Consider the following 25,799-nt stretch of genomic DNA (forward strand, 5'->3'; position numbering starts at 1 on the left):
GTATTGTCTGGGGGTTTGAATGAACGGCAAGCATGTGGCTGTCCTGATGGGCGGATTTTCTTCGGAGCGACCGGTTAGCCTGTCGTCCGGGGCTGCCTGTGCGGATGCCCTGGAGGCTGCCGGCTATCGCGTCACCCGGATCGACGTCGATCGCAATGTCGCAGAGACGCTGGCCGCGCTGCGACCCGACGTTGCCTTCAACGCCCTTCATGGACCGTTCGGCGAGGACGGCACGATCCAGGGCATCCTCGAATATCTTGAGATCCCCTACACCCATTCCGGCGTACTTGCCTCGGCGCTCGCCATGGACAAGGCGCAGGCCAAGCACGTTGCGGCTGCTTCGGGCATTCCAGTTGCCGATGCGCAGGTCATGGATCGCCATGCCTTTGGTCCGAAGCACCCGATGAAGCCGCCATACGTGGTCAAGCCGGTTTCCGAAGGCTCCAGCTTCGGTGTCGTCATCGTCAAGGAAGATCAGTCGCATCCGCCGCAGGTGGTGACATCGAGCGAATGGCGTTACGGCGACCGAATCATGGTCGAGCGTTATGTCGCCGGCCGAGAACTGACCTGTGGTGTCATGGGCGACAAGGCGCTCGGCGTCACCGAAATCATCCCGCAGGGCCATGCCTTCTACGATTATGATTCCAAATACGTAAAAGGTGGTTCGCGTCACGTCATTCCGGCACAGATTTCACCAAATATTTACCAAAAAATACAAACATTCGCTCTGAAGGCGCATCAGGCAATCGGTTGCCGGGGCGTCAGCCGATCCGACTTTCGTTTCGATGACAGTTCCTCCGCCGAGGGCGAGCTGATCTGGCTGGAGATCAACACCCAGCCCGGCATGACACCGACCTCCCTGGTGCCCGAGATGGCCGCGCATGCCGGCTACAGCTTCGGTGAGTTTTTGAGTTGGATGGTGGAGGACGCGTCGTGTTTGCGTTGAGGGGCAAAAGGGGCAAGAGGGTTCGTCACCTCGATGGCGCCGCCGCCGTCGATGTGGATGGCGCGCGCGTACTGCCGCGTCCGCTTCGTCGCGTTGTGCGCTTCTTCGTCAGCCTCGGCGCTGGCCGCGTCCGCTTTCCCGCCTATACCGGCACGCTGTCGGCGATCGCCTTTTTCGCCGCCACCGGCTTTTACGGCATGTCGCTCGGTGGCCATACGCAGAATTTCGCGCAGGCCTCGACCACGGCCGCAGGCTTCGCGATCGAAGACGTCAAGGTTTCCGGCAACGACCAGACCTCGGAAATCGACATTCTCCAGCAGCTCGGCCTCGACGGCACGACGTCGCTGGTGGCGCTCGATATCGCCGAGGCACGCAAGCTGATTGCGGAAATGCCCTGGGTGCAGGGCGTCACCGTTCGCAAGATCTATCCCGGCACGATCGAGGTTAGCCTCACCGAGCGCAAGGCCTTCGGCATCTGGCAGCACGGATCGGACCTTTCGCTGATCGAGCGCAGCGGCAGCGTGATCGCGCCCTTGCGCGACAACAAGTTTGCCGCTCTGCCGCTCTTCGTCGGCCGTGACGCCGAAACGGCGGCTGCCGATTTCTACGACGAGTTCTCCCGCTGGCCGGAGATCCGCTCGCGCGTGAAGGCCTTCGTGCGCGTGGCCGGCCGCCGCTGGGACCTGCGCCTCGACAACGGCATCGTCGTCAAGCTGCCGGAGCACGACGTCGCCCGGGCGATGAAGGTGCTCTCCGACATGGAAAGCCAGCACCAGCTCCTCGATCGCGATATCGCTGCCGTGGATCTGAGGCTCGAAGACAGAACAACAGTTCAGTTGACGCCGGACGCAGTGACCCGGCGCGAAGTTGCCTTGAAGGCGAGGGACAAGATGCTGAAGGCGCAGGAGACCGAAAAGAAGAAAGAAGGCCGCATATGAGTCTATTCGGTTCCTCCAGCTTTGGCCTGCCGCGCCTGAAGCCGCTTTCCTCGAAGCGGTCTCATGTCGTCTCGGTGCTGGATATCGGTTCGACCAAGGTGGTCTGCATGATCGGCCGGCTGACGCCGCGCGCCGAAAGCCAGATCCTGCCCAACCGTACGCATAGCGTCGAAATCATCGGCATCGGCCACCAGAAGTCCCGCGGCGTCAAGAACGGCGTCGTCGCCGACCTCGATGCGGTCGAGAGCGTCGTCCGGCTCGCCGTGGATGCGGCCGAACGCATGGCCGGCCTCACCATAGACAGCCTGATTGTCAACGTTTCGGCCGGCCGGCTGCAGAGCGACGTCTATACCGCGACGATCGATCTCGGCGGCCAGGAAGTCGACGCCAATGATCTGCGCAAGGTTCTCTCCGCCGCCGGCCAGCAGTCGCTGCGCTCCGATCGCGCCATCCTGCACTCGCTGCCGACGGGCTTCTCGCTCGACGGCGAGCGCGGCATCCGCGATCCGCTCGCCATGTTCGGCGACGTTCTCGGCGTCGACATGCATGTGCTGACAGCCGAACGGGCAGCGCTCAAGAACCTCGAACTCTGCGTCAACCGCGCCCACCTTTCGGTCGAGGGCATGGTGGCGACCCCCTATGCCAGCGGTCTTGCCGCTCTCGTCGACGACGAGGTCGAGCTCGGCTGTGCGGCGATCGACATGGGTGGCGGCACGACGACGATCTCGGTCTTTGCCGAAGGCAAGCTGGTTCACGCTGACGCTGTCAGCCTCGGCGGCCATCACGTGACGACGGATCTGGCGCGTGGTCTTTCGACCCGCATCGAGGATGCCGAACGGCTGAAGGTCGTGCACGGGTCGGCTCTGCCCAACAGCGCCGACGAACGCGACATCGTATCGGTTCCGCCGATCGGCGAGGACGACCGCGATCAGCCGACGCATGTGCCGCGCGCACTTGTGTCGCGCATCGTGCGCGCCCGCATCGAAGAGACGCTGGAACTCATCCGCGATCGCATCCAGCGCTCGGGCTTCAGCCCGATCGTCGGCAAGCGAATCGTTCTGACGGGCGGCGCCAGCCAGCTGACTGGCCTGCCGGAAGCGGCTCGCCGCATCCTCGCCCGCAATGTTCGCATCGGCCGTCCGCTCGGAGTTTCCGGGCTGCCGGCCGCTGCCAAGGGCCCGGCCTTCTCCACGGCGGTCGGCCTGATGATCTATCCGCAGGTCGCCGACCTCGAGACCCATGCCTCCCACGGCGGCATGTTCTCGGCGCTCGGCGCCGGCAACGGCCGCATCGCCCGCATGGGCCAGTGGCTGAAAGAGAGCTTTTGAGTGACGGCCGGCTCCGACAGGGACGGGGCCGGGTGAAGACAAACTAGGACTTTGAAAGATTTGGCCGGCTCGGCAAGGCGGCCAGAAACCAGAAGGAACGGGACTATGACTATCAACTTGCAGAAGCCGGATATCACGGAGCTGAAGCCCCGCATCACCGTCTTTGGTGTAGGTGGCGGCGGCGGCAATGCTGTCAACAACATGATCACCGCAGGCCTCCAGGGCGTCGATTTCGTCGTCGCCAACACGGATGCCCAGGCACTCACCATGACCAAGGCCGAGCGCATCATCCAGATGGGCGTCGCCGTCACCGAAGGTCTCGGCGCCGGTTCGCAGCCGGAAGTCGGCCGTGCGGCCGCCGAAGAGTGCATCGATGAGATCATCGATCACCTCAACGGCACCCACATGTGCTTCGTCACCGCCGGCATGGGCGGCGGCACCGGCACCGGAGCAGCCCCGATCGTCGCGCAGGCCGCCCGCAACAAGGGCATCCTGACGGTCGGCGTCGTCACCAAGCCGTTCCATTTCGAAGGCGCGCGCCGCATGCGGCTCGCCGACCAGGGCATCGCCGAACTGCAGAAGTCGGTCGACACCCTGATCGTCATCCCGAACCAGAACCTCTTCCGCATCGCCAACGACCGCACGACCTTCGCGGACGCGTTTGCTATGGCCGACCAGGTTCTCTATTCGGGCGTTGCCTGCATCACCGACCTCATGGTCAAGGAAGGCCTCATCAACCTCGACTTCGCCGACGTCCGCTCGGTGATGCGCGAAATGGGCCGCGCCATGATGGGCACCGGCGAAGCTTCGGGCGAAGGCCGCGCACTGGCCGCCGCCGAAGCCGCGATCGCCAACCCGCTGCTCGACGAAACCTCGATGAAGGGCGCCCAGGGCCTCCTGATCTCGATCACCGGCGGCCGCGACCTCACCCTGTTCGAACTCGACGAAGCGGCTACCCGTATTCGCGAAGAAGTCGACCCGGATGCCAACATCATCCTCGGCGCGACGTTCGACGAAGACCTCGAAGGCCTCATCCGCGTCTCGGTCGTTGCCACCGGCATCGACCGCACGGCCGCGGAGGTGGCGGGTCGTTCCGCCGACTTTCGTCCGGTAGCAGCAAAGCCGGTCGTCCGCCCGTCCGCCGCCGTTCCGGCCCAGCAGCCGCAGCCGGTTGCCCAGCACCAGCCGGCCCCGGTTCACCAGCCGGTGATGCAGCAGCCGGTCGCCCAGCCGGTTCAGCAGCCGATGCAACAGCAGGCAACCGCCGACCAGATCGCAGCCGCCATCCGCGAAGCCGAAATGGAGCGCGAGCTCGACATCGCGACCCGGGCTGCCCAGGTGCAGGCCCAGGCCCCGGTTCAGCAGCCGATGCACGACGACAACTTTCGTCCCCAGAGCAAGCTCTTCGCCGGTGCTGCACCGGTAGAGGCCGCTCCGGTCATGCGCCAGCCGCAGCCGCAGATGCAGCCGGTTCAGCCCCAGCCGCAGCCGATCATGCGCCAGGAGCCCGTCGCTCCGGTCATGCGCCAGCAGCCGGAACAGGTTCGCATGCCGAAGGTCGAAGACTTTCCGCCGGTCGTAAAGGCAGAGATGGACCGCCGCGCACAGCCGGCTGCCCCGATGCAGGAAGAGCGCGGCCCGATGGGTCTGCTCAACCGCATCACCAGCTCGCTCGGCCTGCGTGACCGCGAACAGACCCCGGCAGCCGCCGACATGACGGCTTCCGCCCCGACCGCTGCTTCCCAGCAGCGCCGGCCGCTCTCGCCGGAAGCGAGCCTCTATGCGCCGCGCCGCGGCCAGCTTGACGATCACGGTCGCGCTTCGCCGCAGGCGCGCCCGCAAGAAGATGATCAGCTCGAAATCCCGGCGTTCCTGCGCCGTCAATCGAACTGATTGGAAGGCCCGTTCCTTCACCTTGCCGAATGCCCGGGCAACTGCCCGGGCATTTTTGCATTTTGTTCATTATTTCAGGTGTTTGATTCGATGTTACGGACCGTCGCAAATGCGTAACAAAGCGAAACGAACAGTGATTTGGAATGGTGCCTCCAAACTCCTATTTTCAGACTCGGAATTGGGGACGCATGCGATTCGATCAAGCGCTGTCTGTTCGAAACGCAGAGGACCGGTCGTTGAGCCGGGACTCTCGGGCATTTTTCTTGTGCCCTGAAGATCGTTGCGTCCACCAGCAGGTTTTGGCCATTGGCCACAGGTATTGAAAGTGACGAGAATGGGAATCGAATTGCTCGGGTTTCAGACGACGATTGCAAGCCCGGTAACGCTCAAGGGAATTGGCGTTCACTCCGGTGCGGAAGTGTCGATCACCTTCCATCCGGCCGAAGCCGATGCGGGCATCGTTTTCCAGCGCGTTCTCTCCAACGGCCGGGTCAGCGAATACAAGGCGGTTTCCTCGCAGGTCGGCAACACCGATCTCTGCACCGTTCTCGGGATGTCGCCGGCGACTTCGATCGCCACGATCGAGCATGTGATGGCGGCGATCTACGCGCTCGGCCTCGACAACCTCACGGTCGAAGTGCACGGCGCCGAAATGCCGATCATGGACGGCAGCTCCGAACCCTTCATCGACGCGATCGAGCAGGTGGGCGTTCGCGCCCTTGCGGTCAAGCGTCGCTACATCCGCATCGTCAAGCCGGTGCGCATCGAATCGGGTGCCTCCTGGTCGGAGTTCACGCCCTATGACGGCATGCGCTTCGAGGTCGAGATCGATTTCGATTGCCCGCTGATCGGCCGCCAGGCCTGGAAGGGCGACATGACGCCTTCGGTCTTCAAGCGCGAGCTGTCGCGTGCCCGCACCTTCGGCTTCATGCGCGATGTCGAACGCCTCTGGGCGGCTGGCTTTGCGCTCGGCTCCTCGCTCGAAAACTCCGTCGTCATTTCCGACGACAACACGGTGATCAACGTCGAGGGCCTGCGCTACACCGACGAATTCGTGCGCCACAAGACGCTCGATGCGGTTGGCGACCTCTCGCTCGCCGGCGCGCCGTTCATCGGCTGCTACCGCTCGTACCGCGGCGGCCACAAGATGAACGCCAACGCGCTGAAGGCACTTCTCAGCGACCCGACGGCCTACGAAGTCGTCGAAACGGCAACCCCGCGCCAGCGTACCCGCGCGCGCGATATGGTTGCAGTGGCAGCTCCGGGCTTCGCGCCCTGGTCCGCATAACAAGAAAAGTCATCATCTCCTCCAGTCGCCGGCCGAAAGGCCGGCATTTTCATGATAGAGCTGCCACAAATTTGCATGAATCACCGATCATGACGTTGCGGTCTCAAGGTAACTTGCTCTAAAAGCGCATGTCTGGCGGGGTCCATGCCCGCAGAATGGAACGGGAATATCCGATGGTTCTTGCAGTTTCTGTGGATTTGAAAAAGTCAGCGCGCGTCGCCGCCGTCATTGTCGCGGCCGTTGCCGGCAGCGCCCTGATTACCGCCTGCCAGAACGATCCCGATATCGACATCACCAAGCTGACGGCCGAAACCGATCCGCCGGAAGTGCTCTACAATCAGGGCCTCGCCAACCTCAATGCCGGCAAGACGACGGAGGCGGCGCGCAAGTTCGAAGCGCTCGACCGCCAGCATCCGTTCTCGGAATATGCCCGCAAGGCGCTGGTCATGAACGCCTTCGTTTCTTACCGTAACGGTCAGTACCAGGAGGCGATCAACGCCACCGGCCGCTACCTCAATCTTTATCCGCAGTCGGAAGACGCGGCCTATGCGCAGTACATCCAGGGTCTCGCCTATACCAAGCAGATCCCGGCGGTGACGCAGGACCAGAAGCCGGCCTTCAAGGCGATCGAAGCCATGCAGGCGGTCGTAGACCGCTACCCGGACTCCGAATATGTCGACGACGCCAAGTCGAAGATCCGCTTTGCCCGCGACCAGCTGGCCGGCAAGGAGATGCAGGTCGGCCGCTACTATCTCGAGCGCAAGGAATACCTTGCCGCCGTGTCGCGTTTCCGCGTCGTCGTCGAGCAGTATCCGAACACCAACCAGGTTGAAGAAGCGCTGGCGCGCCTGACGGAAGCCTATTTCGCGATGGGCGTGACCCAGGAGGCGCAGACCGCTGCCGCCGTTCTCGGTCACAACTACCCGGACAGCCAGTGGTACAACGATAGCTTCAAGCTGCTGCAGTCGGGTGGCCTTGAGCCGCGTGAAAGCGGCAACTCCTGGATTTCGCGCGCCGCCAAGAAACTCGTCGGCGCCTGATATCTATCGGCGCCCTTCAAGGAAGATATAACCCCGGATGCTTGCCCAGCTTTCGATCCGCGATATCGTCCTGATTGAACGGCTCGATCTCAATTTCGACGCCGGGCTCTCGGTGCTGACCGGTGAAACCGGGGCCGGCAAGTCCATTCTTCTCGACAGTCTGTCGCTCGCCCTTGGCGGGCGCGGCGATGGCTCGCTCGTTCGCCACGGTTCCGACAAGGGGCAGGTGACGGCGGTCTTCGACGTGCCGATGGGGCATTCGGCGCGGCTGATGCTCAGGGAAAACGGCATCGACGACGACGGCGACCTGATCTTTCGTCGCGTGCAGTCGGCCGACGGCCGCACCAAGGCCTATGTCAACGACCAGCCGATCAGCGTCCAGCTGATGCGCCAGCTTGGCCAGACGCTGGTCGAAATTCACGGACAGCACGACGACCGCGCGCTCGTCGATATCGACGCGCACCGCACGCTTCTCGACGCCTTCGGTGGCACCGCCGAAGAAGCGGCGCATGTGAGCGAACTCTATCGCGCCTGGAAGGATGCCGAGCGCGGCCTGAAGAAGCACCGCGAGCGGGTCGAGGCGGCCGCGCGCGAGGCGGACTACCTTCGGTCTTCGGTCGAAGAACTGGAGAAGCTCAGCCCCCGCGACGGCGAAGAGGACGAGCTTGCCGAGAACCGGGCGCGGATGATGAAGGCCGAGCGCATCGCCGGCGACATCAACGAGGCCTCGGAGTTCCTGAACGGCAACGCTTCGCCGGTTCCGCTGATCGCCTCGCTCGTGCGCCGTCTCGAGCGCAAGAGCCAGGAGGCGCCGGGCCTGCTCGAAGAAACGGTCGAGTTGCTCGACGGTGCGCTCAACCAGCTTTCGGACGCGCAGATGTCGGTCGAGCGGGCGTTGCGCAACACGGAGTTCGATCCGAAGGAACTGGAGCGGGTGGAGGAGCGGCTGTTCGCGCTGCGCGCCGCCAGCCGCAAATATTCGGTTCCGGTCACGGAACTGCCGGCACTCGCGGTTCGCATGATTTCCGATCTCGCCGATCTCGATGCCGGCGAGGAAAAGCTGAAGCAGCTCGATGCACAAGTCGGCGTGGCACGGGTGGCGTTCGACGCTTCGGCGCGCTCCCTCTCCGAAAAGCGTCGCCATACCGCGACCGCGCTTTCCGACGCTGTCATGGCCGAGCTGCCGGCGTTGAAGCTCGAGCGGGCACGCTTCATGGTCGAGGTGCAAAGCGATCCGTCGCTGCCGACGGTCGACGGTATCGACCTCGTCGAGTTCCACGTCCAGACCAACCCCGGCACGCGGCCGGGCCCGATCATGAAGGTGGCTTCCGGCGGCGAACTTTCGCGCTTCCTGCTGGCGCTGAAGGTGGCGCTTGCCGATCGCGGCTCGGCGCCGACGCTCGTCTTCGATGAAATCGACACCGGTGTCGGCGGTGCGGTGGCCGATGCCATCGGCCAGCGGCTGAAGCGGCTCTCGGCAACGGTGCAGGTGCTCTCCGTCACCCACGCGCCGCAGGTCGCAGCCCGTGCGGCAACGCATCTTCTGATCTCCAAGGGTCCTTCGACCGAGAAGGCCGAGATGATTTCCACCCGTGTCGCCCGCATGGACGACAAGGCGCGCACCGAGGAAATCGCCCGCATGCTTGCCGGCGCCTCGATCACCGAAGAGGCGAGGGCGGCTGCCGCTCGCCTGCTTTCCGGCAACGGCTAGATCATCCTGGCGCCAAGTGGAAACATTGGCGGCTGAAGGATGCGATGTCCTCAGAGTGTTCATCTGAACCCACGGCCTTGGGCTTCCTAAGCCTTTTGGTTGAATTGTTGCGCCGCTGCACCCGTGTTCTATTTCCTCTGCGGTTGGGGCACTTCGGGCATGTGGGAGAAACTCGAGCATAGACTGGAGATCCGGTTTGCGCAGATGCGTGCGCATCCGGAACTGATCCTGCTCATCGCGCTCGCCTATGCCGGCCTTATCCTGACGATAAAGGAAGCGAACCAGGAACTGGGCGGCTTCGGGGTGTTCGCGTGCGTTGCCATCGCCGTGACTGCAGCAACTCTCGTCGCAAGGCTGCGACACGCCTCGCAGGTCGGGATGGCGGAGGAGGAGGCCGATGCTCAGCCGCCGAACGCGGACGAAGTCACGCCGTTGGCGCTTGTGGCGCCCTGTGCGCACGGGGACCGTTCCTATCTTGTCCGCGTCCCGGCGCCGACGGCGGTTGCCTATGAGGTGGTCCGCAAGGCACAGGATGTGTTTCGCAGCGGCGCGATCGATCCCGAAGAGGATATGAGAGCGTTCCATTCCGACCCCTACAGCCTGATCTGCCTGCAGGACCTCGACGGCAACATCTTCGGCTTCATCGACTACTACGCCTTCGAGAAGAACCACTTCAAACTGTTCCTGCAGGGGCATTATGCCTTTGGCAACCTGCTGGCGAGCGGGCTGCTTGCCCATCCGCAGGCGCGAAAGGCGAAGGTGGTCTATCTCGCGACCATCCTCAATATGAGCTTCCTGCTCGATTCCATGCGCGCCGAGCGCCGCAGGCAGAACGGCATTCTCGTCTGGGCGACGGTTTCGGCGATCCTCGAACACCACACGTTCCCGCCCGACGGCATCGACATCTACAGCATCGGCTGGGACAAGGGCGGGGCCGCGATCCTGAAGATGTTCGGTCTGCAGCCGGTGAGCCGGGTGATGCGTGGCCAGGCGGAAGGCAAATGGATCTACTGCAAGCGTGGTGTCCAGAAAAAGGATCTCGAGGCCATCCGCTGCCGTTATCAGAGGCGCTATGAACGCTGGTGCGAACTGGATGTCAGGCCGCTTGCCGGGCTCGCGCCGGGGGCCGTCAATGCCACTGGCGCGTGAGCCGACGGCGCCGGACGGTCTTTTCTTTCCCATCAGTTGCTCTACAAAACGACTTCGAATCCGGAGTCGTCGCGCATGTCCCAAGAATTGAAACCCGTCGAGAATCTCAACGAAACGGAAGCGGCCGAAGAGCTTGCCTTTCTCGCGGCCGAGCTTGCGCGCCATGACGCGCTTTATCATGGCCAGGACGCGCCGGAGATTTCGGATGCGGACTATGACGCGCTGAAGCGGCGCAACGACGCGATCGAGCAGCGCTTTCCGGCGCTCATCCGCGAAGACAGCCCCTCGAAGAAGGTGGGTGCTGCACCCTCCGTCACCTTCCAGCCCGTCGTGCACGCCCGGCCGATGCTGTCGCTCGACAACACGTTTTCCGACGAGGACGCGCGCGATTTCGTCGCCTCGGTCTATCGTTTCCTCGGCCAACTGCCGGACAACTCCATCGCCTTTACCGCCGAGCCAAAGATCGACGGGCTCTCCATGTCGCTGCGCTATGAGAACCGCCGGCTGGTGACGGCCGCGACCCGCGGCGACGGTACGACTGGCGAAAACGTCACCGCCAATATCCGCACCATCGGCATGATCCCGCAGACGCTGCCGGCAGATGCGCCCGATGTCGTCGAGGTGCGCGGCGAAATCTATATGGCGAAATCGGACTTTGCCGCGCTCAACGCCGAGATGGCGGCGCTCGGCAAGCCGCTCTATGTCAACCCGCGCAACACCGCTTCGGGCTCGCTGCGCCAGCTCGACGCCAAGGTGACGGCGAGCCGCAAGCTGCGTTTCTTTGCCTATGCCTGGGGCGAGATCTCTGAAATGCCCGCCGACACGCAGATGGGCATGGTCGAGGTGTTCAAGAGCTGGGGCTTCCCGGTTAACCCGCTGATGCAGCGGCTCTCCTCGGCCGACGCGCTGCTGGAGCATTACCACCACATCGAGCGCGAACGGCCGGATCTCGACTACGATATCGACGGCGTCGTCTACAAGGTCGACCGGCTCGACCTGCAGGCCCGCCTCGGCTTCCGTTCGCGCTCGCCGCGCTGGGCAACCGCGCACAAGTTTCCTGCCGAGCAGGCCTTCACCCGGCTGACGGCGATCGACATCCAGGTCGGCCGTACCGGCGCGCTGACGCCGGTGGCACGCCTTGAGCCGATCACGGTCGGTGGCGTCGTCGTCACCAACGCGACGCTGCACAACGAGGATTACATCAAGGGTCTCGGTAATTCGGGCGAGGCGATCCGCGAGGGCCGCGACATCCGCATCGGCGACATGGTGATCGTCCAGCGCGCCGGCGACGTCATTCCACAGATCGTCGACGTGGTCATGGACGAGCGCAAGGCGGGGAGCGAGCCCTATCGCTTCCCGACCACATGCCCGGTCTGCGGCAGCCATGCGGTGCGCGACATCAACGAGAAGACCGGCAAAGTAGATGCGGTGCGCCGCTGCACCGGCGGTTTCGTCTGCCGCGCGCAGGCCGTCGAGCACCTGAAGCACTTCGTCTCGCGCAACGCCTACGACATCGAGGGCCTCGGTTCGAAGCAGATCGAGTTCTTCTTCGAAAGCGAAGACCCGACGCTGATGATCCGCACGGCGCCGGATATCTTCACGCTGGAGAAACGCCAGGAGGCGTCGCTCACCAAGCTCGAAAACATCGACGGCTTCGGCCGCGTCAGCGTGCGCAAGCTCTATGACGCCATCAATACGCGCCGTTCGATCGCGCTGCAGCGTTTCATCTATGCGCTCGGCATTCGCCATGTGGGCGAGACGACGGCAAAGCTGCTGGCGCGTTCCTATGGCACCTACGAGCACTTCGGCGAGGCGATGCGCGACGCGTCGACGTTTACGGGCGACGCCTGGAATGAACTCAACAGCATCGACGGCATCGGCGAGGTGGTCGCCCGTGCCATCGTCGAGTTCTACAAGGAGCCGCGCAACCTCGAAGTCGTCACCCGGCTGTTGTTGGAGGTGACGCCGGAGGCAGCGGAAGCACCGGTTGCCTCAAACAGCCCGGTCGCCGGCAAGACTGTCGTCTTCACCGGTTCGCTCGAAAAGATGACGCGCGATGAAGCCAAGGCCAAGGCCGAAAGCCTCGGCGCCAAGGTGGCAGGTTCCGTGTCGAAGAAGACCGACATCGTCGTTGCCGGACCGGGTGCCGGCTCCAAGCTCGACAAGGCCCGCGAACTCGGCGTCGCGACCATGGACGAGGACGAGTGGCTGGCGCTGATCGGCGGGTAATCCCCGCCGGTTGCATGCAATCGGCAGAGCGTCGTTACGCCTGCCTGCTGTCGTACTCTTCGGAGGCGGCTTTCAGGGCGGCAATATCGTCGGCGCAGATGAAACGGCGCAACGCGTCGAACTTTGATCGTTCCCACTGGTAGATGCCGAGCGCAAGCAGCGTCTCGACATCCGCCGCGGGGAAACGCTGGCGGACGGGCCGGGCAGGGTTCCCCGCAACGATGGTGTAGGGCGCAACGTCCTTCGTCACGATGGCGCCCGATGCGACGACGGCGCCTTCGCCGAGCGTCACACCCGGCATGATCATGGCGCGCATGCCGATCCAGGCGCCGTCGCCGATAATGGTGTCGCCCTTGCCGACATAGGCTTCGCCGATCACGTCGAGGAAGGGATAGAGGCTCACCCAATCGGTGCGATGGGTGTGGTTGCCGCCCATGAGGATCACCGCCTCGGCGCCAATCGCGACATAGTCGCCGATCAGCAGTTGATCGATTGGCCATTGCGGTTCCCAGGCCCTGAGGCTGTAGTCGTCGCCATAGAGGTAGCGAACGACACTTTCCTCGAAGGATCCGGTCCAGGCGTTGCTGTAGTAGCTGTTGCTGCCGCGCACGTGAATGTTCGGGTTGCGCACTGTCTCATGCAAGAGCTCGACCTTGGACCAATGCTTGGCTTCGACCTTCGTGGACATGGGGTTCCTCATTCTCAATGCTTGCAAGCGAAGCTGCGCGTCGCTCGCCATTCGTATCCCGTCCCAACTATCGGATTCACCGGTCGCTTTCTTCTCAAATCGGGCGCCGACCGGAAGCTTTGGCAGGCACTGCGATCATTCCATCACACAAAAACGCCCGCCGCTTTTGGCGGCAGGCGCAAAGTTCGGGGCACTGCGCGAGATCAGGAGGCCTGCTGCTGGGCGGCTTCCTGGTCCATCCACATGAATTCCCAGACGTGACCGTCGAGGTCCTGGAAGGAAATGCCGTACATGAAGCCGTAGTCGAGAGCCGGCTTCCAGGGCTTGGCGCCGGCAGCGAGCGCCTTGGCGAGCATGTCGTCGCATTCAGCGCGGCTGGACGCGGAAAGGGCGGTAATGACCTCGGTTCCTTTCCGGGCGTCGCTGATCTCGCCGGTGATGAAGTCGCGGAACTTCGGCTCGGTCAGAAGCATGACGAAAATATTGTCCGAGATCACCGTGCAGGCGGCGGTGTCGTCGGAGAACTGCTCGTTGAAGGTGAAGCCGAGGGCGGCGAAGAACGCGCGCGAGGCCTTCAGATCCTTGACCGGCAGGTTTACGAAAATCATGCGCATGAAATGCTCCTTGGAATGGATTTCGTGTTTTACGGATCTGATCACTTCGTTGTTTCGGCGAAACCGCGAAGCGATCCAACTCTTTGATTGACGCAACTCCGGACGGAAAACCGCGGCGCACTTTTCCTGGAGTTGCTCTAAGGACGAATGCCGGTCGACGATCCCGACACCGGCTCAAAGATTTTTTGAGCCGGGCTGATGTGGGGTGCAACTACAGGTCTTCAAGCGGAGCGAGACCTGCTTCGATGCTGCAAATAGGATCGACGGTGCTAGCGGCTGCGAGCGGCCCCAAGGGCGCGCGCCGCTGCTCGATGTTATTGTCACTTCACCGTGCACACGCCGTTGGCGCCGCCCTTGCCGGTGTAGGACACGCTCGGCGAGCCGTCGGGATTGATGCTGAGCGAGATGGTGACGCCGGCGCCGTGCGCTTCGTAGTAGTTCTCGTTGAACACCTTGAGCTTGGCTTCCTTGCCGTTGATGTAGATCGGGCCGCCTTCGTCGGCATGGACCTCGATCTTGCCGGGGCAGGTGGCGTTGACCAGCGGGATTTTTGCTTCGGCCGCAGCGGCGAAGGCAAGCGTCGGGACGAGAACGCCGAGAAGGCGCAGGCAGGGTTTCATCTTGCTCTCCAGCGTGGGTTGCAGGTGGCATCGATCGCCAACCGTGACAGGCTGCCGGTGGAAGTCAAGCGCGGCTGAGCGTCACCAAGCTGTCATCAATCCGATTGTTTTTTTGCGCTGCACAAGATAGAGGATTGCAGCCGAATTTTATGCAAATGCCTTTTCGCGGAGCAGGTCGCGGCCATCTGCGAAGGCAGCGCGCCAGCATCCCAAAGGGCAGGGCGCCGGCGCGGATTGGAGGGTCCGGAGATGAAGACTTTCACCACCATCGCCGAGCTGCGTGCAGCGCTTGCCGAGCATAGACGCGCCGGCAAGACGGTCGGCTTCGTGCCGACCATGGGCTACCTGCATGTCGGCCATATGGAGCTGATGCGCCGGGCCCGCGAAGAAAACGACGTCGTCGTCGCCAGCATCTTCGTCAATCCGCTGCAGTTCGGCGCCAACGAGGATCTTTCCAAGTATCCGCGCGATCTCGCCCGCGACCAGGCGATGCTCGAAGCGGGCAGCGTCGACTATCTGTTTGCGCCGGGTGTTGCCGACATGTATCCGCGGCCGATGGAGACGGTCGTCGACGTGCCGACGCTTGGCAGCGAGCTCGAGGGCTCCGTGCGCCCCGGTCATTTCGCCGGTGTTGCCACCGTCGTCACCAAGCTCTTCAACATCGTTGGGCCCGATCGCGCCTATTTCGGCGAGAAGGATTTCCAGCAGCTGCAGATCATCCGCCGCATGGTGGACGATCTCGCCCAGCCGGTGACCGTCATCGGCGTGCCGACGGTGCGCGAGGCCGACGGGCTCGCCTGCTCGTCGCGCAATGTCTACCTGACGGCCGAAGAGCGGCGTGCCGCGGCGATCGTGCCGAAGGCGCTGGATGAGGCGCAGCACCTCGTTGCCTCCGGCGTCAGCGATGTCGCCGCACTCGAAAAGGCCGTGACCAAGTTTCTGGCGAGCGAGCCCTTGGCGAAGCCTGAGGTCGTGGCGGTGCGCGATCCCGAAACGCTGGAGACGATCGAAACGATCGGCGACCGGCCGGTGCTGCTTCTGCTCTTCGTCCGCTTCGGCACGACGAAGCTGCTCGACAATCGCGTGATCGCCCCGAAATCCGCATCATTTGCAAAGGTTGCCTGACATGAGCGTGCAGACCGCCAAGCGCCGGCTCAGCCCCGCCAACATCGAAGCGCTGAAGGGCGAGCGCCCGATCGTCAGCCTCACGGCCTATACGACGCCGATTGCGCGGCTGCTCGATCCGCATGTGGACTTTCTGCTGGTCGGCGATTCCGTCGGTATGGTGCTCTATGGCCTCGACACGACCGTCGGCGTGACGCTGGAAATGATGATCGCCCATGGCCAGGCGGTCATGCGCGGCTCGCAGCAGGCCTGCGTCGTTATCGACATGCCCTTCGGCTCCTACCAGGAATCGAAGGAGCAGGCGTTCCGCAGTGCGGCGCGTATCCTCAAGGAAACCGGCTGCAGCGCAGTGAAGCTCGAGGGCGGGGCGGAGATGGCCGAGACGGTCGAGTTCCTCGTCAGCCGCGGCATTCCGGTGCTCGGCCATGTCGGCCTGATGCCGCAGCTCGTCAACACGACCGGCGGCTACCGCTCGGTTGGCCGCAACGACAAGGAAGTGGCAAAGATCCGCCGCGACGCCAAGGCGATCGACGATGCCGGAGCGTTTGGCATCGTCATCGAGGGCACGGTCGAGCCGGTGGCCCGCGAGCTCACGGCCGAGTTGCGCTCGCCGACGATCGGCATCGGCGCATCGCCTGCCTGCGACGGCCAGATCCTCGTCTCCGACGACATGCTCGGCCTCTTCAACGACTTCAAGCCGCGCTTCGTCAAGCATTTCGCCGAGTTGGCGCCGGCGATCTCGAAGGCGGCCGAGGAGTATGCGAACGAGGTGAAGGCCCGCACGTTCCCCGGCATCGAGCATACGTTCCAGGTCAAGAAGTAAGGGGCGGCTGGCCCGCGCCGGCGCTTATTCCAAGCGATAAAGCGCATCGTTTTCCTGATCGGTGCGCCTTTTGTTCAAGCCTCGTTCGCCGAGGCATCATAAAATTCAATCATTGTATCAGCGCATTTGAATTGTTGCCGGGGGCGCAAGCGCCTATCAGTCCGGCACCGGCCGCATGGCGCGTCATCGCCTCGGCCGGCGGAGGTTTCCATGAAAAAAGATGAATTCTGGGAAGGGGTCCGCGGCGGCTTTCCCATCATGCTGGCAGCATCGCCCTTCGGTGCGCTGTTCGGGGCGCTTGCGGTCGACAATGGCTTCACCATTGCCGATGCGGTGTTCATGAGCGCGACCGTCTATGCCGGCGCCAGCCAGATGGTCGGCATCGAGCTCTTCGGCAACCACGTCCAGCCCTGGCTGGTGGTGCTCTCGGTCTTTGCGGTCAACTTCCGCCACGTGCTCTATTCGGCCTCGATCGCCAAATATGTCCGGCACTTCACCTTCGGGCAGAAGTTCCTCGCCTTCTTCCTGCTGGTCGATCCGCAATATGCCGAGACCGAAAAGCGCGGCGAGCGCGGCTTGCCGATCACCTTTGCCTGGTATCTCGGCTTCGGTCTCGTGATCTACATCCCGTGGATCATCAACACGCTGGTCGGCGCGATCTTCGGGCAGATGATCGGTGACCCGAAGGCGATCGGCCTTGATGTCCTGCTGCCGGTCTATTTCATGGGGCTCGTCATGGGCTTCCGCAAGCGTGACCGGTTCCTGCCGATCGTCATCGTCTCGGGGCTTGCATCCGTCGCCGGCATGCATTTCGTCGGCTCGCCATGGCATGTCAGCATCGGAGCACTAGCCGGCATCATTCTTGCCGCCTGTCTGCCGCCAAGCGAGCGGGCAGTGGCACCGACGGGTGTCGAGAAGGAGGCGTGAACATGGATCCGCAACACCTGAACCTCATCTACCTGATCATCGCGGCGGCCGTTGCGACCTTCCTGACGCGTGTCGGCGGCTATATCCTGATCACCCAGATGAAAGAGATCCCGCCGCGGCTGGAGGCGGCGCTCAACGCCGTTCCCGCAGCCGTTCTGACGACGCTGGTGGCGCCGGCCTTCGTCTATGGCGGGCTCGACGTGACGATTGCCATGTTCGTCGCCTTTGCCATCGCGGTCGGGCTGAATCTCTCAACACTGCGCATGCTCGTCATCGGCTGGGTGGTGGTCATGGTGATCCGGCATCTGGTGATGTAGGACGCCCGTCCGCGGTGGTGTGCGAAGCCGTGGACGGATGTGTTGCGCCCGTTTCGATTGGCGGCGCGCGCATCCTGGACTATCATCTCTGCCGTTGCCGGAGAGGCAGGACATATCCCCCCTCGTTAGGTGGCGTACGACGTCACCGCAGCATGAAGCCTCCCGGCAGTGGAGGAGCGACCATGTTGACCAGGATCTCTATTGCCCTTTTGCTGGCGCTCGCGCCGGCAACGGCCTTTGCCAATCAATGCCCGACCATGATGAAGGCGATCGATGCGGCCATGCAGACCGCTTCCTTGTCCGATGCCGACATGGCCAAGGTCAAGGAATTGCGCACCAAGGGTGAGGCACAGCACCAGGCTGGCGATCACGCCGCCTCGGAGGCAACGCTTGGCGAAGCGAAGAAGCTTCTGGGCATCTGAACGAGAGACCAGGACGTCTGGAGCCAAGGTCTGGCGGGTGAGGGCGCAGCACGCTATCGGCTGCGCGACGGCTCGTTTTATGGGCCCCCGCGACAGCAGGAGCCCAGCAGAGAGCATGACTCAGCGTGACAGCGCTTCCGTTGCGGCCTTCAGCCAGGCGCGCGTCTCGTCGCTGGCCAGCAGCGGCATCAGCTTTTCGCGCGTCTCGGCGTGATAGGCGTTGAGCCAGGCGAGTTCCTCGTCGGTCAGAAGCGCCGGCAGCACCAGGCGGCGATCGATCGGGCAGTAGGTGATCGTGTCGAAGCAGAGCATCGGCAGGTCGCCGCCGTCAACCATCGTTGCCGGCTGCACCACGATGAGGTTCTCGATGCGGATGCCGAAGGCGCCGGGGCGGTAGTAGCCGGGCTCGTTGGAAAGGATCATGCCGGCCAGCAGTTCCTGCGTCGAAAGACGGGCGATGCGCTGCGGGCCTTCATGCACCGAGAGATAGGAGCCGACACCGTGGCCGGTGCCGTGGGCATAGTCGGCGCCCGCCTTCCAGAGCGCGATGCGCGCCAAAGGGTCGAGATCCACGCCGCGCGAGCCCTTGGGGAAGCGCGCCGTGCTTATCGCAATCATGCCCTTCAGCACCAGGGTGAAGAAGCGTTTCTGCTCTTCAGGCACGGCGCCGACGGCCACCGTGCGGGTGATGTCGGTGGTGCCGTTGATATACTGCGCGCCGGAATCGATCAGGAACATGGTGCCCGCTTCGATTGCCTGGTCGGTGGCCGTGGTGACGCGGTAGTGCATGATCGCCGCGTGCGCGCCGGCGCCGGAGATCGTGTCGAAGGAGATGTCCTTCAGCGGGTTCTGCATGCGCTCGCCGACGGTGGCGCGGGCAGCTTCCAGCTGGTTGGTGGCACCGATCTCGGTGACTGTGCCGGGCTGTTGGCTGTCGAGCCAGGCGAGGAACTCGACCATGGCCGCACCATCCTGCAGATGGGCGCGGCTCGAGCCTTCGATCTCGGCCGTGTTCTTCTGGGCGCGGGGCAGGCGGGCGGGATCGACCGCTTCGACGACCTTGCCGCCCTTGGCGCGGATCAGTTCGGAAATGGCGAAGGAGGCGAGATCGGGATCGATCATGACGGAGGCGCCGGCGGTGCCGAGAGCCCGCAGACGGTCGTCGAAGGTCGACGGTGCGACGATGTCGGCGATCTGGGTGAGGTAGGCCTCCTGCTCGATGCCGGTCTTGCGCTTGTCGAGGAAAAGTTCGGCGCGGCCGTCGGCGTGGATGATGGCGCGGGCCAGCGGATGCGGCGTGTGCGGCACGTCGGACCCGCGGATGTTGAATGTCCAGGCGACGGACGAGGGGTCGGTCAGCACGACGGCTTCGGCGCCCGTCTTGGAAAGGCCGGCTGCGATCGTCGCGATCTTGTCCTTGGCAAGCGTGCCCGCATGTTCGATCGGCTGGATCGTCACCTTCCCGAGCGGGGCAGCCGGACGGTTCGTCCAGATCCTGTCGAGCGGGTTGTGATCGAGGAAGACGAGCGAACCGCCGAGGGAAGCGAGCGCCTTTTCCAGCCGGCGCACTTCGGCGCCGGTGTGGACCCAGGGATCGATGCCGAGCTTGAAGCCCTTGGCTCCATGGTTTTCCAACCAGAGATGCGGCGGCTCGCCGATGAGGTCGCCGCCGGTAAAGACGGAGCCGTCGACCTGCTCCTTCAACTGCGTGACGTAGCGGCCATCGACGAAGACGACCGCTTCACGCTGCGTGATGAGGGCGACGCCGGCCGAGCCGGTAAAACCGGTGAGCCAGGACAGGCGCTCGGAGGAGGCCGGCACATACTCGCCCTGGAACTCGTCGGCGCGCGGCACGAGAAAGCCGTCGATGCCGAGGGCTGCGAAGGACGCGCGCAGGGCTTCGGTGCGCTCCTTGCCGAACTGCGGCGTGGAGGTGACTTCAAATGACTGAAACATGAGGGAATTCCGGTAGATTGAGCGGCAAACCGCGGGAAAAGATGGGCTATGTTAGCGGAAATCGCCCTTGCCGGGAAAGAGGCGATATCCTGCAGGGTGGCCTGATCCCCGGTCCGCGCAACGCTGCGGTTGCACCCTGATAGGAGGGCAATTGCTCATTTACCATACATATGCGCTCAGCGCATGGCACCCATGCTCAGAAAACTCTTTCTCTATCGGAATAATAGTTTATAAGCCGCCTCAACGAACACGGACGAACATCCGGTGGTTCAAAAAGCTGCGGTTCCGAGAATAGTTGGTCACTCTGTTCTCCTCCTCCCTCAAGGGTGGTCAGCTTCGGAACGGTAGACGCCCGCTCGAGCACTCCTCCTCCTCAGGCTCGCGGGCATGGTTGGCCACAAGCCAACCAGCAGGCGATGCCTCTGGCATCGCCTTAGTTTCGAAAGGCCGCCCGTCATGATGGACGTGGCGGCCTTTTCGTTTTCTTCCGCAACTAGATAGAACCGCGGGTTCTACATTGTTCGTCGCGCTTCCGATGCGTTAAATGGATGCCACGCTGCTTTTTGAGGAGAATGGCAAAAGATGCGTTCAGAGCCGACCACTGTAGACAAAGCAGTCAAACTTCTTCAAGGCGTCGACAGCCTAAGGCGCGTTTGGATCGTCCAGCGCGACGATGGGGTGTATGTTCTCAAGCCCGAGGAATGGTATCAAAACGTGATCGATGGGGAACTCGTCGCGGAAGGGTGGAAACCGATTTATGGTGAGTACGGTCTCTTCGGAGGTGCAGACTTGGCCGAGCGCGACGCGCTGGTCAGGTTTGCTTGGCTGAAGGAAACCCAAAATCCTGCCCTGTGACAGCCCTTTAATGCTCACAATTCCCAGGTGGTCGTTGCTGCCTGGCGCGCGTTTGGATGTCGACCCAAGCCCCTCACCCTAACCCTCTCCCCGCAGGCGGGGCGAGGGGACGTGCCCGAAGCCCGGCACACCCCGAGGGACGCCTGTCCCATGGCCTGGCGACAGGCGGGCGGTTGTGATTGGGCAAGAGAGCGCCGCCACCTTCGCCCCGCTTGCGGGGAGAAGGTGGCGGCAGCCGGATGAGGGGCTATTACCTCAACAACGAATGGGACGCATCTGGCCTGACGGCACGCGTCTGTGACGGTCGCCCAGCGGGCAGTCGCGCCTCACTTCTCCAGATGGATCGTTACCCAGCCGTTGCGCCAGATGGTGCGCACGTGGCGCAGGTGCTGGCCGTTGTAATGGGCGAGCACTTTCCAGCGCTGTTCGGCAAGGATGCCCGAGAGGATCACCGAGCCGCCAGGGGCAAGGTTGGCGACGAGTTGCGGCGCCATCTTCATCAAGGGGCGGGCGAGGATGTTGGCGATGATCAGATCGAAGGGGCCGTTGGTGCTGAAGGCCGTCGAATGAAAGCCAGGGGCGGTCGCAAAGGTCATGCCGGTAACGACGCCGTTGACCCGGGCATTTTCTTCGGCGACGCGGGTGGCGATCGGGTCGATGTCGGTAGCAAGGACCGGCACGTGCATCAGTTTCCAGGCGGCGATCGCCAGCACGCCGCTGCCGGTGCCGAGATCGAGCACGTTGCGCACGGTGCGGGTGCGCGCGACGGTCGCCAGCACTTCGAGGCAGCCGGCGGTGGTGCCGTGATGGCCGGTGCCGAAGGCCTGGCCGGCGTCGATCTCGATGGCGATTTCGCCGGTCTTGACCTTGTCGCGGTCATGCGAGCCGTGCACGACGAAGCGGCCGGCGCGCACCGGCGCCAGGCCCTCGAGTGACTTGGCGATCCAGTCGATATCCGGCAGCACTTCGCGCTCGATCGGGAGATGAGCGAAGTTTTCGGAGAGCGCTTCGGTGAGACGTTCGCCCACGCTCTCCTCGTCGACCATCATCATGTAGATCGAGGCTTCCCAGATGTCGCGCTTCTCGTCGACTTCCGTCGTGCCGATGGCATAGTCCTCTTCGCCGAAGACCTCGCTCATGCGGTCGAGCACGGCTTCCGCCTGCTTCTCGGTGGTGGTGACGAAAAGTCTGATCTCGCTCAAGGGTCCGTCCTTCGGCTGGCAAATCCGCCGCCCGCACCAAGCCCTGAAAGGGGTGCGCTCAAGCGTCGGCAATCGTGTGCTGTGCGCTATCACGATTGCCCTACAAAGGCAAAGCGCCGGACGGGGCCGGCGCTTGCATCTTCAGGTCAGGATCGAAGGGCTCAGCCCTTGGTCAGGTTTTCCAGCTTCTTTACCGCCGTCTCCGGGTTTTCCTCGTAGGCGATGGTGCCGGAGAACTTGCCGTTGGCGTCAAGCAGGAACACCGATGCGGTGTGGTCCATGGTGTAGTCGCCGTCGGGCTTTGCGGCGTCGACCGGAACCTTCTTGGCGTAGACGCGGAAGCCCTTGACCATCTCCATGACCTTGTCGGCCGGGCCGGAAATGCCGGTGATGCGCTTGGAGACGTTGGAGACGTACTGGCCGAGGATTTCGGGCGTGTCGCGCTCAGGGTCGACGGTGATGAAATAGGCCTGCAGCTTGTTGCCTTCGGGGTCGACCTTTTCCAGCCAGCCGTTCAGTTCGAACAGTGTCGTCGGGCAGACCTCGGGGCAATGGGTAAAGCCGAAGAAGAGCGCGGTCGGCTTGCCGGTGAAGGCCTTCTCGGTGATTTCCTTGCCGTCCTGGGCAACCAGCGTGAAGGGCACGCCGAACGGGCCGGAGGCGGCCTGCTCTTTCGACTGGGTCATTTCATAGGTCAGCCAGCCCAGGATGCCCGCCATGACGACGACGGCGGCCCAGAGGACGATGCGGATGGTTTTCATGCGTGCTACCGATTTTGTTGGGGCCGAAGACGGCCGTGTCCGGTTGATAGGCCCTTGATACCGCCTTCACGGACCCCGCGCAAATGGGACAATTGCCGCAGGTTGTGACAGCGGGGTGAGCATTTTGTCGGGCGGCTGCCACTCATCCCGCTGCCGCGACCTTCGTCGTGACGGGGAGAAGGGACCGCACGGCCACCTCCCGCTCCGACAATGAGCCTCAGTGCGCCAACACCCACCGCAGAAGAACCGCACGGCGACGTTTCGCTCGCTTTCGTCCCTTCTTCCCGCAAGCAGGGAGAGGGTAAGGGTAAGGGGCAAAACTTAGAAGCGTGTCCGCGCTAAAAACACCAGGAAAGGCCGGACTGGGCGAGTGCCAGGAACATCTCGGCGCCGTTTTCCATCCAGCCGCGGAAGGCAAGCAGCAGCACGACGGCGATCGCGGCCGCAAGGGTTGCGACGAGAGGAAGGCGGATCGAGCGCTCGGTCTTCGTGTTCATGGCGTCATCATAACAGTTCGGGCGGCAAGGGGAAGCGGGCGCGCTGCCGGCGGACCGTGGGTCTGTCTGGGCCTGTCACGAGATCGGTGTCAAAACCGGCACCCGGCGTGCTGATGGATTGTGCCCTCAAATGCCGGGAAAACCGGCGCTTGCAGTAAATATGCGCGATCTCGAAAATAAGGCGCTTTCCCTGGGGATCGGCGAGGCGCCTTAGCGAATGTTTAAGGTCTGTTTGACAGTGTTTTTTCAGCGCGGGGGAGCGTTGTGCTCCGACATGACATGAGGTCATCCGGTTTGATCGAGCCCGGTTTTCCGCATCGATCCTAACGGAGGATCCGGCCCGCGCCGGGTCCGTGAGCATGGAATGTCTATGACCGCCGCATCTTCCCCATTGAAGCGCAATCTTTCCGTAAGCCAGCGGCTGGCAACGCTTGCCGGTGCCGCTTTCGTCGGTTTTGGCTCCGTGCTCGGAGTCGCCTGGTACGAGGGCCGGCAGGCGAACGATGCCCTGCAGGGCGCGCTCGCCGCGCAGAACGGGCTGACCACGGTCGACGAGGTCCGGCTTGCGACCACCAATCTCGTGCTCAATGCGATGGACAGCATCATCGACCGCGAGGAGGGCGCGATCCAGCCGGCGCGCGCCGCCAGCATCGCCGAGATCCTGAAACTGCTTGAGACGAAATCGACCGATATCAAGGCGCTTGCCGGCCTCATTGGCGGCAGCGATGCGCTTTCGACCTTTGACGCCGATGTGGCGGAACTGCGCCAGGCGATCGGAACGGACCTGAAGGCACTGATCGAAGGCAAGGCTTCGGCTGACGACTTCGGCAAGATCGACGACGCGATCGACGGTGCCGGCGAACGGGTCGCCACGGCGCTCGCCGGCCTTTCCGAAGCGGCAACGACGCTGGTTCAGACGCGCGTTGCCGAGGCGCGCGCCACCTCCGACGAGGCGTTCCAGCTTCAGCTCGCCTCCGGCCTCATCGCCATGGCGACGCTGCTTTATCTGCTCTGGTTCCATGGCAGCACGCTCAGGCGCGGCATTCTCTCCCTGCGCGATGGCATGCAGCGGATCCAGAAGGGCGAACTTTCGACCAAGCTGGAAGCGCTCGACCACGGCGACGAAATCGGCGCCATGGCGCGCTCCGTCGACCTCTTCCGCCTGTCGGCAATCGAAAAGCAGTCTCTCGAACAGAGTGCTGCCCACAGCCGCCGCGAGATCGAGAAGGAACGCGAACAGCAGCAGCAGGAACGCGAGGAGGCGGTGCGCCGCATCCAGGCGGCGATCGACAATCTCGGCCGCGCGCTGACCCAGCTTGCCGAGGGTGACCTTGCCGTTGCCATCGACCGACCGTTCGACGGCAATCTCGACCAGCTCCGGCAGAACTTCAACCAGACGGTCGAGCGGCTGCGCGTGGTGCTTTCGAGCGTCAAGGACAATGCGCTTTCGATCGAATCCAACGGGCGGCAGATGCGCACGGCGGCCGACGACCTGGCGCGCCGCACCGAGCGGCAGGCCGCTTCGCTGGAGCAGACCTCGGCAGCCCTCGACGAAATCACCGTGACGGTCCGCACCGCGACCCAGCGCGCCGAAGAGGCGAGCCAGATGGTCGACCAGACCCGCACCAATGCCGAGGAGTCCGGCCGCATCGTCGGCCAGGCGATCGCCGCCATGGCCCGCATCGAGGGTGCCTCGAACGAAATCGGCAAGATCATCAACGTCATCGACGAGATCGCCTTCCAGACCAACCTTCTGGCGCTCAATGCCGGCGTCGAGGCGGCGCGCGCGGGCGAAGCCGGCAAGGGCTTTGCGGTCGTGGCGCAGGAAGTGCGCGAGCTGGCGCAGCGCGCCGCCGGTGCCGCCAAGGACATCAAGGCGCTCGTCAGCCGCTCCGGCAGCGAGGTCGGCACCGGTGTCAAGCTGGTGCAGGCGACCGGCGAGGCGCTCGGGCGGATCGGCACCGATGTCGCGCGCATCAACGAACTGATGACCGCGATCGTGATGGCGGCGCGCGAACAGTCGACGGGTCTCAACGAGATCAGCACGGCCGTCGGCCAACTCGACCAGATGACGCAGCAGAACGCCGCCATGGTCGAACAGACCAATGCCTCCAGCCACACGCTGGCGCAGGACGCCGAACGCCTGACGGACCTCGTCGGCCAGTTCCGCGAAGGGCACACGATGCAGCGCGCCATGCCGACGGCGGCGCCGGCGCCTGTGACGCCCGCGGCGAGGACCGCTGCGCCGGTGCAGACGAAAACACCTTCGGTTTCAGCCGTTCAGCGGCCGGCAGCCAAGGGCACCAGCGAAGCGGTGCCGCTGCGCAAGATCGGCGCTGCCAAAATGGCCTCGTTTCCAACTCCATCTCCCGCCAAGGCCCTGATGGGCAAGCTTGCGGGCGCATTCGGCAACAAACCGGGCTCGGTGCCGTCGACGACGGCCTCCGGTGAAAACTGGGAAGAATTCTGA

The 25,799-nt window shown here is 63.6% G+C and carries 23 protein-coding genes; 16 read left to right on the forward strand and 7 right to left on the reverse strand.

Features of this window, described 5'->3' with window-relative positions; translation table 11 throughout:
- Positions 1 to 19 precede the first annotated feature (19 nt).
- The 9 genes from IB262_RS00900 (at position 20) to ligA (ending at position 12,522) form a co-directional block, all read left to right on the forward strand.
- Positions 20 to 946 carry a D-alanine--D-alanine ligase gene (locus tag IB262_RS00900; RefSeq protein ID WP_112974939.1) on the forward strand — a complete coding sequence of 309 codons (927 nt, stop codon included), beginning with the start codon at positions 20 to 22 and terminating at the stop codon, positions 944 to 946.
- On the forward strand, positions 934 to 1,884 hold the full coding sequence (ftsQ, locus tag IB262_RS00905) for a cell division protein FtsQ (RefSeq protein WP_112974938.1): 951 nt from the start codon (positions 934 to 936) through the stop codon (positions 1,882 to 1,884). Before IB262_RS00900 ends, ftsQ begins: the two co-directional genes overlap by 13 nt.
- Entirely contained in the window at positions 1,881 to 3,212 is a 1,332-nt protein-coding gene (gene ftsA / locus IB262_RS00910) for a cell division protein FtsA (protein ID WP_034792498.1), read from the forward strand. The genes ftsQ and ftsA overlap by 4 nt, the downstream gene beginning before the upstream one ends.
- 105 nt (positions 3,213 to 3,317) lie before the next feature.
- Entirely contained in the window at positions 3,318 to 5,105 is a 1,788-nt protein-coding gene (gene ftsZ / locus IB262_RS00915) for a cell division protein FtsZ (protein WP_034792500.1), read from the forward strand.
- 334 nt (positions 5,106 to 5,439) lie between these two features.
- Positions 5,440 to 6,393, forward strand: coding sequence for a UDP-3-O-acyl-N-acetylglucosamine deacetylase (gene lpxC / locus IB262_RS00920; protein ID WP_034792502.1), 954 nt, complete (start codon positions 5,440 to 5,442; stop codon positions 6,391 to 6,393).
- Between the two features lie 173 nt (positions 6,394 to 6,566).
- Complete coding sequence (locus IB262_RS00925; RefSeq protein ID WP_034792504.1) at positions 6,567 to 7,433, forward strand: outer membrane protein assembly factor BamD; 867 nt, start codon at positions 6,567 to 6,569, stop codon at positions 7,431 to 7,433.
- Between the two features lie 37 nt (positions 7,434 to 7,470).
- The gene (gene recN, locus IB262_RS00930) at positions 7,471 to 9,144 is read left to right on the forward strand and encodes a DNA repair protein RecN (RefSeq protein ID WP_060515935.1); all 1,674 of its coding nucleotides are present in this window, start codon (positions 7,471 to 7,473) and stop codon (positions 9,142 to 9,144) included.
- Positions 9,145 to 9,303: 159 nt separating this feature from the next.
- On the forward strand, positions 9,304 to 10,293 hold the full coding sequence (locus IB262_RS00935; protein WP_112974937.1) for a hypothetical protein: 990 nt from the start codon (positions 9,304 to 9,306) through the stop codon (positions 10,291 to 10,293).
- A 75-nt stretch (positions 10,294 to 10,368) separates the two neighbouring features.
- A complete protein-coding gene (ligA, locus tag IB262_RS00940; RefSeq protein ID WP_112974985.1) occupies positions 10,369 to 12,522 on the forward strand; it encodes an NAD-dependent DNA ligase LigA in 2,154 nt (717 codons plus the stop codon).
- 34 nt (positions 12,523 to 12,556) lie between these two features.
- Here the strand turns inward: ligA and IB262_RS00945 are convergent, their stop codons facing one another.
- The 3 genes from IB262_RS00945 to IB262_RS00955 form a co-directional block, all read right to left on the reverse strand.
- Positions 12,557 to 13,210: a CatB-related O-acetyltransferase gene (locus IB262_RS00945; RefSeq protein ID WP_112974936.1), complete on the reverse strand. Its 654-nt coding sequence runs from the start codon at positions 13,208 to 13,210 to the stop codon at positions 12,557 to 12,559.
- Positions 13,211 to 13,413: 203 nt separating this feature from the next.
- On the reverse strand, positions 13,414 to 13,824 hold the full coding sequence (locus IB262_RS00950) for a VOC family protein (RefSeq protein ID WP_060515938.1): 411 nt from the start codon (positions 13,822 to 13,824) through the stop codon (positions 13,414 to 13,416).
- Between the two features lie 320 nt (positions 13,825 to 14,144).
- Positions 14,145 to 14,444 carry a hypothetical protein gene (locus IB262_RS00955; protein ID WP_060515939.1) on the reverse strand — a complete coding sequence of 100 codons (300 nt, stop codon included), beginning with the start codon at positions 14,442 to 14,444 and terminating at the stop codon, positions 14,145 to 14,147.
- Positions 14,445 to 14,693: 249 nt separating this feature from the next.
- On the opposite strand from IB262_RS00955, the gene panC reads away from it, so the two are divergent.
- From panC to IB262_RS00980, 5 genes are all read left to right on the forward strand, one after another.
- Positions 14,694 to 15,569 (forward strand): pantoate--beta-alanine ligase, encoded by an 876-nt coding sequence (panC, locus tag IB262_RS00960; RefSeq protein WP_112974935.1) that lies wholly within the window; start codon positions 14,694 to 14,696, stop codon positions 15,567 to 15,569.
- Position 15,570: 1 nt separating this feature from the next.
- Complete coding sequence (panB, locus tag IB262_RS00965) at positions 15,571 to 16,392, forward strand: 3-methyl-2-oxobutanoate hydroxymethyltransferase (protein ID WP_060515941.1); 822 nt, start codon at positions 15,571 to 15,573, stop codon at positions 16,390 to 16,392.
- 210 nt (positions 16,393 to 16,602) lie between these two features.
- Entirely contained in the window at positions 16,603 to 17,319 is a 717-nt protein-coding gene (locus IB262_RS00970) for an AzlC family ABC transporter permease (RefSeq protein WP_034792518.1), read from the forward strand.
- Positions 17,320 to 17,321: 2 nt separating this feature from the next.
- On the forward strand, positions 17,322 to 17,636 hold the full coding sequence (locus IB262_RS00975) for an AzlD family protein (RefSeq protein ID WP_112974934.1): 315 nt from the start codon (positions 17,322 to 17,324) through the stop codon (positions 17,634 to 17,636).
- Between the two features lie 182 nt (positions 17,637 to 17,818).
- The gene (locus tag IB262_RS00980) at positions 17,819 to 18,058 is read left to right on the forward strand and encodes a hypothetical protein (RefSeq protein ID WP_034792522.1); all 240 of its coding nucleotides are present in this window, start codon (positions 17,819 to 17,821) and stop codon (positions 18,056 to 18,058) included.
- Positions 18,059 to 18,178: 120 nt separating this feature from the next.
- Here IB262_RS00980 and IB262_RS00985 read toward each other — a convergent pair whose 3' ends face one another.
- Positions 18,179 to 20,014, reverse strand: a complete 1,836-nt coding sequence (locus IB262_RS00985) for an aminopeptidase P family protein (protein ID WP_112974933.1) — start codon at positions 20,012 to 20,014, stop codon at positions 18,179 to 18,181.
- 582 nt (positions 20,015 to 20,596) lie between these two features.
- Between IB262_RS00985 and IB262_RS00990 the strand changes: the two genes are divergently transcribed.
- Positions 20,597 to 20,869, forward strand: a complete 273-nt coding sequence (locus IB262_RS00990; protein WP_112974932.1) for a hypothetical protein — start codon at positions 20,597 to 20,599, stop codon at positions 20,867 to 20,869.
- A 326-nt stretch (positions 20,870 to 21,195) separates the two neighbouring features.
- Here the strand turns inward: IB262_RS00990 and IB262_RS00995 are convergent, their stop codons facing one another.
- The 3 genes from IB262_RS00995 to IB262_RS01005 form a co-directional block, all read right to left on the reverse strand.
- The gene (locus IB262_RS00995; RefSeq protein ID WP_034792526.1) at positions 21,196 to 22,071 is read right to left on the reverse strand and encodes a 50S ribosomal protein L11 methyltransferase; all 876 of its coding nucleotides are present in this window, start codon (positions 22,069 to 22,071) and stop codon (positions 21,196 to 21,198) included.
- Positions 22,072 to 22,232: 161 nt separating this feature from the next.
- On the reverse strand, positions 22,233 to 22,832 hold the full coding sequence (locus IB262_RS01000) for an SCO family protein (protein WP_060582701.1): 600 nt from the start codon (positions 22,830 to 22,832) through the stop codon (positions 22,233 to 22,235).
- A gap of 338 nt (positions 22,833 to 23,170) precedes the next feature.
- Positions 23,171 to 23,329 (reverse strand): hypothetical protein, encoded by a 159-nt coding sequence (locus IB262_RS01005; protein WP_034792531.1) that lies wholly within the window; start codon positions 23,327 to 23,329, stop codon positions 23,171 to 23,173.
- A 370-nt stretch (positions 23,330 to 23,699) separates the two neighbouring features.
- On the opposite strand from IB262_RS01005, the gene IB262_RS01010 reads away from it, so the two are divergent.
- Complete coding sequence (locus IB262_RS01010; protein ID WP_244546701.1) at positions 23,700 to 25,799, forward strand: HAMP domain-containing methyl-accepting chemotaxis protein; 2,100 nt, start codon at positions 23,700 to 23,702, stop codon at positions 25,797 to 25,799.

Origin of the sequence: Ensifer sp. ENS02 (assembly GCF_014851885.1) — a bacterium.
GTDB lineage: Bacteria > Pseudomonadota > Alphaproteobacteria > Rhizobiales > Rhizobiaceae > Ensifer > Ensifer adhaerens.